The organism is Cohaesibacter gelatinilyticus, from assembly GCF_900215605.1.
GTDB classification, from domain to species: Bacteria; Pseudomonadota; Alphaproteobacteria; order Rhizobiales; family Cohaesibacteraceae; genus Cohaesibacter; species Cohaesibacter gelatinilyticus.
Genome location: NZ_OBEL01000007.1, coordinates 180,269 through 194,848, shown reverse-complemented (window position 1 = coordinate 194,848; position 14,580 = coordinate 180,269). Strand labels below are relative to the sequence as shown.

Genomic DNA, 14,580 nt, shown 5'->3' with positions numbered 1-14,580 from the left:
GATGATAGAGACTGTAGAGGCTATAGCCCGCGCCCAATGTCACGATGGCCAGAATGGCTGCGATAAACAGGCTTGCTGGGCGGCTCATGTCAGCAAGGCGCATCCTTATGCCCCCAGCAATTTCTTCTTGCCGCTGGTATCCAGCACACCAACGCCGCTCGGGCTGGTCAGCAAGGTCTGCGGGCGAGAGGCCACTCGGTCGCGCACGCGCTCACCAGCGCTTTTTGCCTGTGCCCGTGTCGGTGACTTGGCGGCTGCATATTCTTTTGGTGGGGTAGGAGGCGGTGGGGATTTGGAGCCAAACATGCACATGAATAAAACCTCTTACAATCCAATGACTGGGATGGAGAAGAGCGGAAATACCGCGAAAAAAGCTGTGGCTGGAGCCAGATTGGTCAGGCGCAATTCATCGATCAGCCATGCAAGGCAGAGGGAGAGAATGGGCATCAGGGCAAGGAGAAAATATAGCGGATTGACCACAGCACCGAGGACAAGCATCAGCGTGAAACTGAGAATGACAATTAAACGGCTATTGGCGGCCGAGTTGCTGGCCAATGCCAAATCTTGCCGGTCAAAGGCGTTCTCATAAAAGCCTTTGCGCATGTGCTCCAGCTCAAACCCGATCCGCTTCTCAACGCTTTCCAGACCCTGACGGCCGTCTTGCTTTTCTGTCATAGCTACACCTAACCAAATGTCGTGTAGCCATCATTTCAAGTTGTGTTGTATTGGTCAATATATGGTGTGATAATCGCAATTATAAGGCAGATTAAAGTATGTTGATGCTGAGGAAATACATGCAGCGGTAATGATAACAACGAAGAGTAGGGTGCTTCTCAATGGTTTGCCGAATGTCAGAAAGGCCTTAACTATCTCCCCTCCAGATATCCTTTAAGCCCCTTTTCAACGGTGCCTTTGTTAATTGCGTTCAGGAGTCCGAAATAACTGCCCATATTTCTGCCGGAAAAATTTTTATTCGGGGAAGAACTGAAAGTTTGCGGAAGGGTGTTCAGATATTGCTTGCCAAGATTTCCTGCCAAGGCCAATCCAACGCCGCTATTTTCTGCAAAACTTGTCGCATCATCTGTTACGCCATCATAAGAACCCAGCAGATGTTGCAATTCGGTCGGGTGGTTTAGCCCCATGAAAACATATGATGCCAATCGTTGTACCAACTGATTGTCGTTGGTTTTTGCTGTCAGCATTCCTAAAGCATTAGGCAAGGATAGCTTGGCTTCGCGTATATCATATTCCTCATCCGTCTCCATCTTTGCAAGGGGCTTTTGGAGGATCTGGAAGAGCAGTTCCTTGTCAGCACTTGTCCCTCGCAATGCCAGAACGAAAATGGCCTTGCTATAATATTGAGTTTTTCCCTCCAAAATGAGGGACCGTGTTTTTTCTATATCATCTGGGGTCAGACGATTAACCTGATCCAGCGGAATGCCATCACTCCACTCACTTTCAAAGAGTTGTTCGAAAGGAGATTTCTCTTTCTGAGATGGCTGCGGCGAATCTGGTGAAGATTTTGAATTTTCTGCTGATGGTTCGGTTACCGCCAATACCTGACCGGAAATTCCCGATGCAAATACCTTGCAGTGAGACTTGTTCATGCCGGTACTTGCTGTTGGACTCATGATATGTCGATGATCGGGGCTATGGCCATTGAAGCCAGCATTATGACCGAATTCATGTGCGATTTTTTTGCCAAGTCTTGATGTCGATCCTCTTGTAAGAGCAATGCCTTTTCGTCCTACAGATCCGCACCCACCCCATGTGGTGCCTTCAGGGACCGGCTTCCCACAAAATAGTACATTTCTGACAAAAACCACGTGATATGGGAGTGCTCTGACACGCTTCATATCATTAGCAGAATAGAGTGCTTCCGGAATTTTGTTGTCATATTTCAAAGATCCATTGGGTTTGAGTTCAACACTGCATTCATAGTCATCACTATATTGTCTTTGAGTGATCAGCTTGGTGGCTTCTTTCATGCCTTTTGTAACACTGCCGTCAGACATGACGGTTTGTTTATATGCACCGGTTTTGAGCTTGAATGTGCTGTCGGCGTTAACATGACTGAATAACTGGATAAAAAATGCGGAAGAAATTATGGATAAATTGAACGTATATTTTAAAATAGAATGTACCTTCACAGTATTATCCTTTTTTATATTTGTAATAATTTATATTGTGGTGATTTATGTTTAATGAACTATGATTTATTTTAGCTCTTCTATTATCGATTGTGCAACTGTTTTGTATTTGTAGAGCTGATGCCGTTTTCTTTACTCTCCCGGTAAATCCAGACCATGCGATCAAAGGCCCAGGTCTTGAACAACATGGTTAGCGTGAGCGACCAGAGAGTTGTGGGAAGATCATGCGTCCAAAGACCCCAGAGCCAGATGATGGCAGCAAGAGCGGTACATGTGGAGAGAATGTGGATGGCTCGGACATGGCCCAAGCGGACGTTATTCTCTTGTCGCTTCAGATAGATCCGCTCTCCAATGACCCCTTCCGATGCCCAGCCAGAGATCGTATCGACTGCTTTGAAAGCGCGTGGGTTATACCAGTTCCAAAAGAGTGCAAGTGCAATGAAGGGGACACACCACCCGCCAATCCAGTCATAGGACCAGATGGCCAATGTCAGCAACGGTAGAATTGTGAAGCGGCTATAAACGCTCAAGGGATTGGCATGGCGACGCCAGGTGGCGTCATCCATTAGCATCATTTTTTCAAAAATTTCATCTCAGTTCCACGCCAAGCTCTCGTTGTTTAGACAGTGCCAAAGGTATAGCTTCATTCAGATGACAGAGGCTTGAGATTAAAGCACTATTCGCAATTTTTGAACTGCGAATAGTGCTTTAAATCTTTGTTTCAAATCGAGTTCTTATCCGAAAAGTGCTACAACTTTTCAGCAACACGTACTAAAGCAATTGACCATGAATGGTGCGGGCTATTTCGTCCATGGGCTCGCGGGGAAGGCCGCCAACGAGGGAATAGCGCCATGGGCCATCTTGCCAGAAGATGGTCAGATATCCGCCTGTCTCATGAAAACGGAAAGATTGGCTTTGATCTTTTGTGCCATGGGTCGCCAGCAGGCTGATCCGGTCGCCTTGGGCATTTTCATACATGAAGAGGGCTGAAGCCTTGTCGCCGGCGGGTAACAGACGGCCGCCGATCAGGGAAAAGCCGGTCTCGCCCAGTTTCGGGGCGATGATGGCCGCGCCAAGACGATTGGAGAGCCAGGTTTGCAAATGATCGCGCTCGGCTGCCACCACTTCCACCGGATGCAGAACCTCGCTGACATAAAGTGAGTGGGCGGCATGGGCTTGCTGCGCAAAGAGGCCCAGATCGCCGTTTACACTTTTGTCCTGACGCGGGATGGACAGGCCAAGAGCAATACCAACGACGAAGATGGCAAGGGACGCTGCAATGCGTGGCATGGAATTGATCCGGCGCGGCCGTGCTGCATTGGCTTTCAGCTGCGCAAGATGTTCGGGCGATGGAACAGGGACGCTATCTTTGATCAAATCTGACTGATGAGAGAGGGATTGATAGCGCTCCGCCTCTTCCGGGTGAGCATTCAGATAAGCATCCAGCTCCTGTCGCTCTTCGGGCGTCAGTTCATTGTCGATCCCTTGCTGGATCAGATCTTCAATGCTCTTTCCCTCAGTCATGTCACGCTCCTGATCTTGGGGGAGGTGGGGTTATCCATCTCGGTTTTCAACTTGCTGCGGGCGCGGGCGATGCGGGACATCAAGGTGCCTTTGGGAATATCCAGTGCCGCTGCAGCGTCACTATAACTCAGACCCGCAACGACGACACAAAGCAAGGCTTCTTTTTGCTCATTGGGGATCTTGTCCAAAGCGCTCCAGATCTCCTTCACCTCCAGCCGTTCATGGGGGCTGGCGGCAATCTCGGCAATATTGTTTAGCTGATCCAGTGCTACGGTCTGGTGGCGAGCATTGTGCCGCCACTGGTCGCGGAACAGATTGAGCAGTATTTTGGTGAGCCAGGGCTTCAGGGATCGTCCGGGAAACCATAGCAAGCGCTTTCGCAAGGCTCGTTCCACGCAATCCTGCACCAGATCATCGGCACTATCCCGGTCCCGGGTCAGTGACCAGGCATAGCGCCAGAGATCTGGCAGCGCTTCTTCCAATTGTTTGTCAAAGCTAAGGCGTAAACTCATAAATGTGATCTGACTGGTGATGGAAATGGATGGGGGCAGATCAATGCTCTTCCCCCATTGCTGCATGGTTACGGGCGTGCGGTGCGCCAAACGCCTTTGACGCCGTCGCCGCTCATATCGCCGGGTTTCTTGTCTTTGAACCACAGATATAGCGGCTGGCCTTTATAGGCAATCTGCATCTCGCCACCCTTGCGTTCAATCAGATCATACCCTTTTGGCAGATTCATGCCTTTCTTGCCCATCAGGGGAGGCCATTTCTTGGCGCAGCCATCATAGCAGTTGGAAGTGTTTTTCTTGTCCTTGTCAAAGACATAGAGGGTCATGTCGTGATTGTCGGCCAGATAGGATTTGCCGTTTGAAGCTTGGATGGTTTTCGGCGCACCGATATGGCCAGCAGCATTGGCGGATAGAGCTGTCATCATCAGCGCGATGCTAGCCGCGCCAGCGGATTTCAAAATGGATTGGGTGTTCATGTCTTTGTCTCCTGTTTTCCGGTGCCAATTCAGCACCCGACAAGAGACATACGGCTGGGCGAGACAAATAATCCCCGTGCTTTGAAAAAAATATCAAAGCTGATCATTTGGTGAGGTTATGCAGTTGCTGCCAGTACCTTTGCGCCAAGGCTTTCTCTTAGAAAATCGATCATGACCCTAACTTTTCTTGGCAGGTAGGAGCGGTTGGGATAGAGCGCCCAGGCGGAGGTTTCAAAATCTGTGATTGAGCAATGATGGTCAGGGAAGAGCTCGATCAGTTTTCCTTCCTTTAAATCGCGCTGGATCAGCCAGTCAGCAAGGATGGCAATACCTTGTCCCATGCAAGCAGCTTTGCGCAAGCCCAGAGCGTTGGAAATCAGAAGATTGCCAGAGACATCAATCTCAAAAGGGGCGGCATCGCCCTTTTGAAAGCACCAGCTATTTTGCAGGCCGGGCAGGGCGAAGCGCAGGCAATTATGCGCGGCAAGGTCCGTTGGATCTTTAATCGCCTGCTTGGCTTTCAGATAATCCGGGCTGGCCACGACCCGATAATGGGTTTGAACCAGGCGGGTTGAGATGAGATCACCTTGCGGGGTGGGAGCCAGACGCACCGCCAGATCAATTTCATTTTCGACCAGATCGAGATTGCGATCGCATGATTGCAGATCAATGGTGATTTCAGGAAAGCGCTTTTGGAAGTCAGGTAACACGGGAATGATCATTTGATCGCAAAAGGCAACAGAAGCGGTCATGCGCAATAGCCCGGTTGGTTGTAATCGGTGGCGTTGCGCTTCTTCCTTAGCTGCATCCATTTCATCTATCAGCGGGGCCAGTCGTTGTAGATAGGCCTGGCCTTCTTCGGTGACGGTCAAACGGCGGGTGGTGCGCTGAAACAAGCGGATCCCGAGTTCGGCCTCGACTGTCGCGACAATGCGAGAGACCGAGGATGGATCCAGATCCAGAACGCGGGAGGCGGCGGCGATGCTGCCACGGGTCTGAACCAGCAAAACAGTCTTGAGAGAGGTGATATCCATTCGTGCAAAATATGCATGACTGTGATTATTAATCAATCATTTTTGTAAAAATAGCAGTAATTAAGATAGACCTCAGTCAACCAAATGAGGAAATCATGTCGACACTTTTGCGAATTGACAGCAGCGCCCGTATCAACGGATCTCATTCCAGCCGTCTTGCCGATCTGGCCGAAGAGAGCTGGTTTGAGGCCAATCCCGGTGGCAGAATTTTGCGCCGCCATGTGGGGGCAGAGACCATTCCGGTTCTTTCTCAAGAGACAATCACCGGCTTCTATGCGGCGTCTGATGAGATGACCGATGAGTTGAAACAGGCAACCTCCATCTCTGATGCGTTGATTGGTGAATTGCACAGCGCTGATACGTTACTGTTGGCAGTGCCTATCTACAATTTTGGCGTTCCGGCGGCGCTGAAATGCTGGATCGATCAGGTGACGCGGATGGGCCAAACCTTTGCGTATGAGGATGGATCGTTCAAGGGATTGCTCACCATTCAGCGGGCCATTGTCATTTGTGCCTATGGGTCTGAGGGCTATTTGCCGGGCCAGTCTTTCGAGCAGGCGAATTTTCTGGAGCCTTATCTGCGCTTCCTGCTATCCTTCCTCGGAATCAACGAGATAGACATCATCAATGTTCAGGCCACCACTGCTGATGACGCGACTGTCGCGGCTCATCTGGCTGGTGCCAGAGCCGATATAACGGCTGCCTTTGCGCCAAAATAACAAAAGGATAATCCATGTCAGAGTTTCAAGGGAAAACCGCCATCATCACCGGGGCGAGCCGAGGGATTGGTGAAGCGGCGGCGCGTCATTTGGCGGAATTGGGAGCCAATGTGGTTCTGGCTGCGCGCTCTGCTTCGGCTATTTCCAAGATTGCCGATGAGATCAAGGGCCAAGGTGGCAAAGCCTGTGCTTTTGCCTGTGATGTCAGCGATCATGAAGCGATGGCCGCACTGATCAATCATGCAGTTGAGACCTATGGGCGGCTGGATATTTTGGTCAACAATGCCGGTCTTATCGATCCTATCGCTCGGATTGCTGATAGCGATGTCGAGGAATGGGGCAAGGTCATTGATGTCAATGTCAAAGGGGTCTATTACGCTCTTCGTTATGGCATCCCGGTCATGGAAAAGCAGGGGGGTGGCACCATCATCAATATCTCCTCCGGTGCTGCCAATGCTGCCCTTGAAGGTTGGTCCCATTATTGCGCCTCCAAAGCGGCGGTGTTGCGCCTGACTGGCGGAGCACATCTGGAATATGCCTCAAGCGGCGTGCGTGTCATTGGCCTTAGCCCGGGGACAGTTGCGACCGAAATGCAGGTTAGTATCAAGGCATCGGGCATTAATCCGGTCAGCCAACTGGATCCGTCGGTTCACATTCCGGCAGAATGGGTCGCCAAGACCATCGCCTATCTCAGCGGCCCGGGAGGTGATGAATATGTAGGGCAGGACTTCTCGCTGAAGACTGACGAAGGCCGCGCCAAGGTCGGTTTGCCTGCGGTTTGATTAGGTTTTTGAATATGTGAAGCCGCCATTGGCGGCTTCTTCTACAGCTATTCGTCGTTTATCCAGCAAAGCTATTACCTGTACTGGATGGGTTTAACCTGATCAGACGGCTATCCAGAACACCGGCTTGTCTGTGTGCCATGGCTTGTCGGTATGTGGCATCTTTCATCAAGCTGACGAATGCCTCCACGCTTGGATATTGCGCAATGAAGGCAAGATCCCAGGTCTCATTATCTGGCCCAACCATGGTCAGCTCAAAAGTACCGCGCCAGACAATTCTCCCGCCCAATCTTTCAAAAATTGGCTGGCTGATATCGCTATAGCGTTGAAAGGCCTCTTCGCCTGAAGATTGGGTACCATCAGAATAGAGGGCTTTGTCTCGCAGCCGAATGAGATTGAGCATATCAATGGGGCCGGGCCGTTGATCGCTTTTGAAGCTGTCCCAGGTTTCTTTCGAAAAGCTGGTATGAAAGTGACTTTCTTGCATCCTACTGTCCTGCATAAATTGGCTCGCGTCTTTCTATCCAGGCATGCAGCCCTTCCCGCACATCGGAGGTTGCTGCCATACGCGCAAATTGCTCGCGTTCGATCAGCAGGCCTTCATCGATTGTGGTGTTGATGCCTCTTGTCACGGCCGTGATGATCCTCGATGCCGCAAGCGGGGAGTGGCGGATGATACGATGTGCAAGGGCGAATGCCTCTTCCAATAACTGCTCGTGCGGGACGACCTTATTGATCAGCCCCATTTCATAGGCGCGTTGTGGTGAGAAGCGATCTCCGGTTAGAAGCAATTCCAGTGCCCGTTTGCGGCCTGCAAGGCGTGGCAATCTTTGTGTTCCGCCGAACGTTGGCGGAATGCCGATATTGATTTCCGGTTTGGAAAAGAGCGCCCTTTCGCTGGCTATGGCCAGATGCACGGCTTCAGTGATTTCACATCCGCCTCCAAAGGCAATGCCATTGACGGCCGCAATGATTGGTTTTGGAAAGCTCTCCAAGCGTGAGGTCATGGTCTGGCCGCGTTTACAGAAGGCTTTCACGGCTCCGTCTATGTCTGCTTCGATGCTCTGGGAAAACTCATGAATATCACCCCCGGCTGAGAAGGCTCGCTCGCCTGCACCGGTAAGTATTATCGTTCTGATCGAGGGATCATCTTCGATCTTGTCCAACAGTTCGAGCAATCTGTCATTGGTGGCATAATTGAGCGCATTCAGCTTTTCCGGACGGTTCAGGGTCAATAGAGCAATGGGCCCGTGGGTTTCATATTTGATCAAGTCGGTCATGCAAATCTCCTTTGATAAGGAGAGCCTAGCGCGCCGAAAATTTGACGTATACTCACTATGTAGTATACATAGATATGCCGACCACAAAGCCTTCTGCAAAAGACCGTATTCTGGATGCTGCCAATCGCTTGTTTTATGACGAGGGGATTCGGGCTGTAAGTGTGGATGCCATCGCGGCAAAGGCCGGGATTACCAAGAAAACCCTCTATTACCATTTCAAGAGCAAGGACGATCTGATCGAGGCTTATTTGGTGTCGCGCGATCAACCCAATCTAGCCCTATTTAGAAAATGGTTTGAAGAGGCGGAAGGGACGCTTGCCGAAAAGGTTGAGGCGATCTTCGTGAATTTGGCCCGATCAGCCCGCCACCCGAAATGGAAGGGCTGCGGCTTTTTGCGCACCGCCGCCGAGTTGGCCAATATGCCTGGCCATCCGGCCATGAAAGTTGGCTCTGCTCATAAAAAGAAATTCGAAGCCTGGTTGAGCGAAATCTTTCAGGAACGGGGGCTGTCCAGTTCGCAAGAATTGGCGCGCCATATTGTGTTGCTGATGGATGGGGCTTTCTCAACCATCCTCGTGCATCATGATCCAGCCTATATCGAAGCCGCAGGGCGCGCTGCAAATTCGATGGTTTTGAATGCTGAATGAGACGGTAGGTCTGTGTGTTCTTTGATCTTTGATAATTTTCTGCTAGCGCTTTACTTGCTCGCTTCTATCAAATCCTTCAGTTTCATGCGTCTGGGTTTTTATTTGTCTCCTCATAGAAGTTTGGCACCGGTGGTCGGGAGCAAAACGCTATAAAGACTGGTGGAAGCGGTGATGAAGAGGCGGTTTCTCTTTGGTCCGCCAAAGCAGACATTGGAGACTTCTTCCGGCACAAAGATCTTGCCGAGCAAGGTTCCATCCGGGTGATAGCAATGCACGCCATCTTGTGCGCTGGTCCAGATGCGGCCCTGATTGTCCAGACGGAAACCATCAAAGACACCGGCCTCACATTCGGCAAAGACATCGCCACCGCTCAAACTGCCATCTGGCTCAACGGCAAAGGCGCGGATGTGATGCTCACCGCTGGCATAGCGCGTACCGCCACTATCGGCGATATAGAGGGTCTGTTCATCCAGTGAAAAGACAAGGCCATTGGGGCAGGCAAAGTCTGTGGTGACCTGGCGGATCTCTCCTGATTGCGGATCCAACCGATAGACATGTTCGCCATCCAGCTCGGGCTCGGCCTGAAAGCCTTCATAGTCGGATTCGATGCCATAAGCGGGGTCGCTGAACCAGATGCTGCCGTCCGAGCGTACCACCACATCATTGGGGCTGTTGAAGCGCTTGCCCTGAAAATGACTGGTGAGCGTGGTGACGGAGCCATCATGCTCAATGCGGGTGACGCTACGGGTGCCATGTTCGCAAGCAATGATCCGACCTTGCCGGTCGAGGGTTGAACCATTGGTATAGCAACCAAGGCCACTGCGGATATCGGCGACGGCTCCGGTTAGCTCGTCCCACTTCAGGCGGCGGTCATTGGGAATGTCGCTCCAGATCAGGTAGCGATAGGCTGGGGAATAGACCGGGCCTTCTGTCCATTTGCCTCCGGTCCAGATTTGCTCAATAGGTTCATCCAGTTTCACGCTGCGGCGGAATCTGTCGTCCCGGATTTCATAATTGGCTGTTTTGGTCATTGGCGATCTCTGTGAATATTGCTATAAAATTTATAGCAATTCTAATCTGCTATAAAAAATATAGCAAGCCTGATTAATGAGAGAGAAGTCGATGACCAAAATTCCGATGCCGGGCCAGCCGGTGCGTGGATCCAGGAGCGGGGCTCCCATCATGGCATTGTTCGATCTTCTTGGCCGTCATTGGGCCATGGGGGTGCTTTGGACGCTTTGTGAGATTGGGCCGTCAACCTTTCGCCGTTTGCAGGAAAAGTGCGAAACGATTTCTCCGGCCGCACTCAATACACGCCTGAAAGAGCTGCAAGCTGCGGGCTTTGTCTACAAAAGTGATGAGGGCTATGCGGCAACGGAGCTGGGCTTGCGCCTCTATGATCAGCTTTGCCCCTTGGGAGATTTTGCCAAGGACTGGGCGGTGCATCTAACGGACAACAGAGAGAGTGATCAATCTTCTGAGTGATTACTTTTCATCTCGTGCTCTTGCATTTCAAAAGAGAATCATTAATTCTCTTTTGAGTTACCAGCAAAGAAGGAATTCAGCATGAGCATGGATGCAGTGATAAAAAGCGTGACTTCAAGCGATGACTTTGTGCATTTGGATGGATTGGCGCAGGCTGATCTGATCAAGAGAGGAGAGGTGACATCCAAGGATTTGGTGCAGGCAGCCATCAGACGCATCGAGCGGATCAATCCGGATATCAATGCCATTGCCTCTCACAATTTCCATCTGGCCTTGCAGCAAAGCGAGGCGGTATCAATGGATGGTCCCTTTGCCGGGGTGCCAACCTTGATCAAGGATGTGCTCTCCTATCCCGGCCATGCCAATGGCTTTGGGTCCCGCTTGCTTGATACTGTCCCCGGTCTGACCTCATCCCCGTATGTTGAGGCAATAGATGCCGCAGGTTTTATCACTCTGGGTAAAAGCACCACATCGGAATTTGGCTTGCTCGGCACCACGGAGACTTTGGCCAAAGGCGCGACCCGTAATCCCTGGGATTTGTCTCGCTCCACTGGCGGCTCATCAGGTGGGGCGGTTGCTGCAGTAGCTGCTGGTCTTGTGCCTGTCGCCCATGCGTCCGATGGCGGTGGATCGATCCGTGGGCCTGCATCCTTTTGTGGGCTCTTTGGTTTTAAGCCAAGCCGGGGCAGAACCGTTTCCAACGGCATGCCAGCCGAACTGCCAATGACTGCCATTAACAGCGACCATTGTGCCAGCCGATCCGTGCGTGACAGCATTGCCTGGTTGATGGCAACAGAAGAGGAGACTGTCCCTGAGAAGCTGCAATGGGATCAGCTTCAAAAGCGCAAATCCGCACGCCTCCGCATTGGCTATTATGCGATAGATGAGAACGGACCCAATCCATCCGCATCCGCCCTGGTTGCGCTCTCTTCTACCCTTCGTCTTTGTGAGGAACTGGGACATGAGCTTGTCGAGATTCAGTCTCCACAATTTGAACGGGGTGAGGTGGCGGAGACTTTCTTCTCGCTTATGGGCGTGGTGATGGCACTGACCTTCGAGCAACTGAAAGCTGGTTTTGGTGAGCATTATAATGAAGATGGGTTCGAACCCTATACCCGGGCTTTGGTCGCCAAAGGGCGGGAACTGGGGCCTGATTATCTGGCGCAAGCAGGGCTGTCTTTGCAAGAAGCTTCCAAATCCATTGAGGCCTCACGGGCGGCGTGCGATGTCATCCTCACGCCCACCACGCCTTATGCGGCATTTCCCTTGGGACAATATCGCCCCGATGGCCCGGTCGATGCGCTAAAAGCTTTCGTGGAAGAGGTCGCCTGCTATACGGTCATTCCATCCATTGCTGGCTGGCCTGCCATGTCTGTTCCGCTTTATTGGAATGAAGGCGGTCTGCCGCTGGGCAGCCATTTCTCGGCCCGGCAAGGGCAGGATGATGTGCTCTTCTCTCTTGCTCTGCAATTGGAAGAGGCGCAGCCATGGCAGGGCAAGATATTTGAGATGTGGGAGCGAAACGCTTGGTACAAAGACTGAAGCCAGAAGTCCGGCAGCGCATTCTGGATGCTGCCGCCCTTGTGTTCGCCGAAGATGGGTTTGAGAAAGCCCGACTCGCTGACATTGCCAAGCGTGCCGGGACGGTGACCAGCAATCTCTATAAATATTTCAAGAACAAGGAAGAGGTCTTCTATGCCGTCGTGCCGCCGTCTCATGCGGCGCAGCTGCTGCGATTGTTGCGGGCAAGATTGCGAGAGCTGGAGGCAAGGGGCGATTGGCTGGAAAGCGATCAAAAGGACTGGCCAGCTGCGCAAGCCCAGCTCGATTTCTGGGTGAGCGAGCGGCTTTCCGTCCTCATTTTGCTGCGCGGAGCAAACGGTACGCGCTATGATCACATCCGCGATCTGTTCATCAAGGAGATGGAACGTCAAACCCTCAATTACTTACGTAAGAATAGCGGGCTTGCTGACCCCGACGAGCATCTGAATTTTATTCTGCGTCGCCAATTCACCCGCACTGCCGAAATGATTGTCGATATCCTTGAGTGCTATTGCGAGCGTTCAGATATCGAAGCCACGCTGACTCATTTCTGGCGATTTCAACTGGCGGGGTTGAGCCATTTGCTCAAGGGGTAAGCTCTTTATACAGCCCGATTGGGCGGTCCTGATTTACGTCGATAGCAACTTGTTTTTCCCTTTGCTATGGTGGCCAAAAGAGCTTCACCGAACCAAGGGTTTCATGATGACGAACTGGATCACGCAAGCCATCAAGAAGATTGAGGCTGACAGTCAGCGTTCTGCTGATACGCATTTGTTCAAACTGACGGTGCCGGGTTTGAATGGCGTTGATCTGTATCTGAAAGATGAAAGCACCCATCCGACAGGAAGCTTGAAGCATCGTCTGGCGAGATCCCTTTTTCTCTATGCTTTGTGTAATGGCAAGCTGGATGAAACAACCACCATCGTTGAGGCGTCCTCTGGCAGTACAGCGGTATCGGAAGCCTATTTTGCGCGGATGATTGGCCTACCCTTTGTTGCGGTCATGCCGCGCAGCACGGCGCAGCGCAAGATCGATGAGATCACGCTTTATGGTGGCCAATGCCATTTCGTCGACAAGGCGACCGAGATGCATTGTGCTGCGGTGAAACTGGCCGAAGAGACCGGCGGCTATTTCATGAACCAGTTCAAATATGCCGAACGGGCTACAGATTGGCGCGGCAATAACAACATTGCCGAAAGCATCTTCGAACAGATGTCCAAGGAAGATCATCCAATCCCGCATACCATCGTCATGAGTGCTGGCACAGGCGGAACATCAGCCACCTTGGGACGCTTCATTCGCTATAAAGGGCATGAGACCCAGTTGATGGTGGTCGATCCGGAAAATTCGGTTTTCTATGACGCCTATATCCAGAAAAACCGGGATCTGACCATTCAGGCCTCCAGCCGGATCGAGGGCATCGGTCGCCCTCAGGTCGAGCAATCCTTTCAGCCAGATGTGATCGATCACATGATGCAGGTGCCTGACCGTGCCAGCGTCGCCACCATACTCTGGCTGGAAAAGCTGATCGGCAGAAAGGCAGGGGCCTCCACCGGGGCCAATCTCTGGGGCGCATTGAAGATCGCACAGGAGCTGAAAGCACAAAACAAAAGTGCCTCAATCGTCACCCTGCTTTGTGACAGCGGAACCCGTTATCTGGACACCTATTACAATTCGCAATGGGTGGCAGAAAAGCTCGGCGATATCAGCGACTATAGCGATAAGTTGAACAGACTGAACTGATCTAAGGGGCCGTCGATCATGTCCTTTTGTGCCGTTCAATCCTGTGGCTTTCTATAGTCCATGGGCGTGATTGTGTTGTCTCTGACCACATTGGTTTCCATGCCGGGAACGATATCGGTATTTTGTGCAGTTATGACTTGCCAGCCAGTGTCAAAGCGTTGAGCTACAAAGACCAGGATTGCGAAACGAGGCTCGAGTGTCTGGCCATCTGGGTCCAATTGGTCCGATAGTTTGAAGCGAGCGTGAACGATTGCAACATCGTCATTCACCTGACGCAGTTTGGTTCGTCTGACTACTAGAGTTGAAGCGCGAAAGAAGGTGGTGAGGCCGTAATGATGTGCTTTTTCTATGTCCTGACGATTGTGCCACCACAGACCGACCACATTTACGAAATCTGCGTCTTCGACAAAAAGGGATGCCAAGGCATGGGCATCCTTTTCATTCCAGAATTTCGCAAACAGGTGAGGGATGTCTTCAGGTTGCTCTGCGAAATTCATGGTTTGCTCCTGATAGTCTGATTTAAAAATCCCGAGCCGAGCCCTCTCCCCCTCCCAAACCGCCCACGAGGGTACCATGACGGGTGGCTTGGGAGGGGGAGAGGGCTGGACATGCAGCCGAAAAATCTCAGGCGGAGATTTTTCAATCGGGCACTGCAGGTTCAAGTGCAAAGTCTGCCCTGCGGACTTCAG

General features: G+C 51.7%; 19 protein-coding genes. 7 read left to right on the top strand and 12 right to left on the bottom strand.

All coding sequences use genetic code 11. The features are described from left to right. Positions 1 to 105 precede the first annotated feature (105 nt). The 8 genes from CRO57_RS21980 to CRO57_RS21945 form a co-directional block, all read right to left on the bottom strand. Complete coding sequence (locus CRO57_RS21980; RefSeq protein WP_097155669.1) at positions 106 to 312, bottom strand: hypothetical protein; 207 nt, start codon at positions 310 to 312, stop codon at positions 106 to 108. A 12-nt stretch (positions 313 to 324) separates the two neighbouring features. Continuing rightward, positions 325 to 675: a hypothetical protein gene (locus CRO57_RS21975; protein ID WP_097155668.1), complete on the bottom strand. Its 351-nt coding sequence runs from the start codon at positions 673 to 675 to the stop codon at positions 325 to 327. Between the two features lie 191 nt (positions 676 to 866). After that, on the bottom strand, positions 867 to 2,150 hold the full coding sequence (locus tag CRO57_RS21970; RefSeq protein WP_141401314.1) for a hypothetical protein: 1,284 nt from the start codon (positions 2,148 to 2,150) through the stop codon (positions 867 to 869). An 83-nt stretch (positions 2,151 to 2,233) separates the two neighbouring features. Beyond that, positions 2,234 to 2,725, bottom strand: coding sequence for a DUF6653 family protein (locus CRO57_RS21965; protein ID WP_141401313.1), 492 nt, complete (start codon positions 2,723 to 2,725; stop codon positions 2,234 to 2,236). A 196-nt stretch (positions 2,726 to 2,921) separates the two neighbouring features. Further along, complete coding sequence (locus CRO57_RS21960) at positions 2,922 to 3,674, bottom strand: anti-sigma factor family protein (protein ID WP_097155665.1); 753 nt, start codon at positions 3,672 to 3,674, stop codon at positions 2,922 to 2,924. Further along, on the bottom strand, positions 3,671 to 4,276 hold the full coding sequence (locus CRO57_RS21955; protein ID WP_244580181.1) for an RNA polymerase sigma factor: 606 nt from the start codon (positions 4,274 to 4,276) through the stop codon (positions 3,671 to 3,673). The genes CRO57_RS21960 and CRO57_RS21955 overlap by 4 nt, the downstream gene beginning before the upstream one ends. Next, positions 4,255 to 4,659, bottom strand: coding sequence for a COG4315 family predicted lipoprotein (locus tag CRO57_RS21950; protein WP_097155664.1), 405 nt, complete (start codon positions 4,657 to 4,659; stop codon positions 4,255 to 4,257). Before CRO57_RS21950 ends, CRO57_RS21955 begins: the two co-directional genes overlap by 22 nt. A 116-nt stretch (positions 4,660 to 4,775) precedes the next feature. After that, positions 4,776 to 5,693 carry a LysR family transcriptional regulator gene (locus CRO57_RS21945; protein WP_097155663.1) on the bottom strand — a complete coding sequence of 306 codons (918 nt, stop codon included), beginning with the start codon at positions 5,691 to 5,693 and terminating at the stop codon, positions 4,776 to 4,778. Between the two features lie 95 nt (positions 5,694 to 5,788). Here CRO57_RS21945 and CRO57_RS21940 point away from each other — a divergent pair, with 95 nt between their 5' ends. Both CRO57_RS21940 and CRO57_RS21935 read left to right on the top strand, forming a co-directional pair. Beyond that, positions 5,789 to 6,412, top strand: coding sequence for an FMN-dependent NADH-azoreductase (locus tag CRO57_RS21940; protein WP_097155662.1), 624 nt, complete (start codon positions 5,789 to 5,791; stop codon positions 6,410 to 6,412). 14 nt (positions 6,413 to 6,426) lie between these two features. Further along, positions 6,427 to 7,194, top strand: coding sequence for an SDR family oxidoreductase (locus CRO57_RS21935; RefSeq protein WP_097155661.1), 768 nt, complete (start codon positions 6,427 to 6,429; stop codon positions 7,192 to 7,194). Positions 7,195 to 7,252: 58 nt separating this feature from the next. Here CRO57_RS21935 and CRO57_RS21930 read toward each other — a convergent pair whose 3' ends face one another. Together CRO57_RS21930 and CRO57_RS21925 are read right to left on the bottom strand one after the other, a co-directional pair. Further along, on the bottom strand, positions 7,253 to 7,681 hold the full coding sequence (locus CRO57_RS21930; protein ID WP_097155660.1) for a DUF1330 domain-containing protein: 429 nt from the start codon (positions 7,679 to 7,681) through the stop codon (positions 7,253 to 7,255). A 1-nt stretch (position 7,682) separates the two neighbouring features. Next, complete coding sequence (locus tag CRO57_RS21925; RefSeq protein ID WP_097155659.1) at positions 7,683 to 8,474, bottom strand: crotonase/enoyl-CoA hydratase family protein; 792 nt, start codon at positions 8,472 to 8,474, stop codon at positions 7,683 to 7,685. A gap of 74 nt (positions 8,475 to 8,548) precedes the next feature. Between CRO57_RS21925 and CRO57_RS21920 the strand changes: the two genes are divergently transcribed. Continuing rightward, the gene (locus tag CRO57_RS21920; protein WP_097155658.1) at positions 8,549 to 9,121 is read left to right on the top strand and encodes a TetR/AcrR family transcriptional regulator; all 573 of its coding nucleotides are present in this window, start codon (positions 8,549 to 8,551) and stop codon (positions 9,119 to 9,121) included. Positions 9,122 to 9,231: 110 nt separating this feature from the next. On the opposite strand, the gene CRO57_RS21915 is transcribed toward CRO57_RS21920, so the two are convergent. Then, positions 9,232 to 10,152, bottom strand: coding sequence for an SMP-30/gluconolactonase/LRE family protein (locus tag CRO57_RS21915; RefSeq protein ID WP_097155657.1), 921 nt, complete (start codon positions 10,150 to 10,152; stop codon positions 9,232 to 9,234). Positions 10,153 to 10,243: 91 nt separating this feature from the next. Here CRO57_RS21915 and CRO57_RS21910 point away from each other — a divergent pair, with 91 nt between their 5' ends. The 4 genes from CRO57_RS21910 (at position 10,244) to CRO57_RS21895 (ending at position 13,891) form a co-directional block, all read left to right on the top strand. Further along, positions 10,244 to 10,606 (top strand): winged helix-turn-helix transcriptional regulator, encoded by a 363-nt coding sequence (locus CRO57_RS21910; protein ID WP_097155656.1) that lies wholly within the window; start codon positions 10,244 to 10,246, stop codon positions 10,604 to 10,606. Positions 10,607 to 10,687: 81 nt separating this feature from the next. After that, on the top strand, positions 10,688 to 12,148 hold the full coding sequence (locus CRO57_RS21905; RefSeq protein WP_244580180.1) for an amidase: 1,461 nt from the start codon (positions 10,688 to 10,690) through the stop codon (positions 12,146 to 12,148). Further along, positions 12,133 to 12,744, top strand: a complete 612-nt coding sequence (locus CRO57_RS21900) for a TetR/AcrR family transcriptional regulator (protein WP_170956212.1) — start codon at positions 12,133 to 12,135, stop codon at positions 12,742 to 12,744. Before CRO57_RS21905 ends, CRO57_RS21900 begins: the two co-directional genes overlap by 16 nt. A 103-nt stretch (positions 12,745 to 12,847) precedes the next feature. Then, a complete protein-coding gene (locus CRO57_RS21895) occupies positions 12,848 to 13,891 on the top strand; it encodes a PLP-dependent cysteine synthase family protein (protein WP_210200971.1) in 1,044 nt (347 codons plus the stop codon). 35 nt (positions 13,892 to 13,926) lie between these two features. On the opposite strand, the gene CRO57_RS21890 is transcribed toward CRO57_RS21895, so the two are convergent. Continuing rightward, positions 13,927 to 14,388 carry an SgcJ/EcaC family oxidoreductase gene (locus tag CRO57_RS21890; RefSeq protein WP_097155654.1) on the bottom strand — a complete coding sequence of 154 codons (462 nt, stop codon included), beginning with the start codon at positions 14,386 to 14,388 and terminating at the stop codon, positions 13,927 to 13,929. Positions 14,389 to 14,580: the final 192 nt, after the last annotated feature.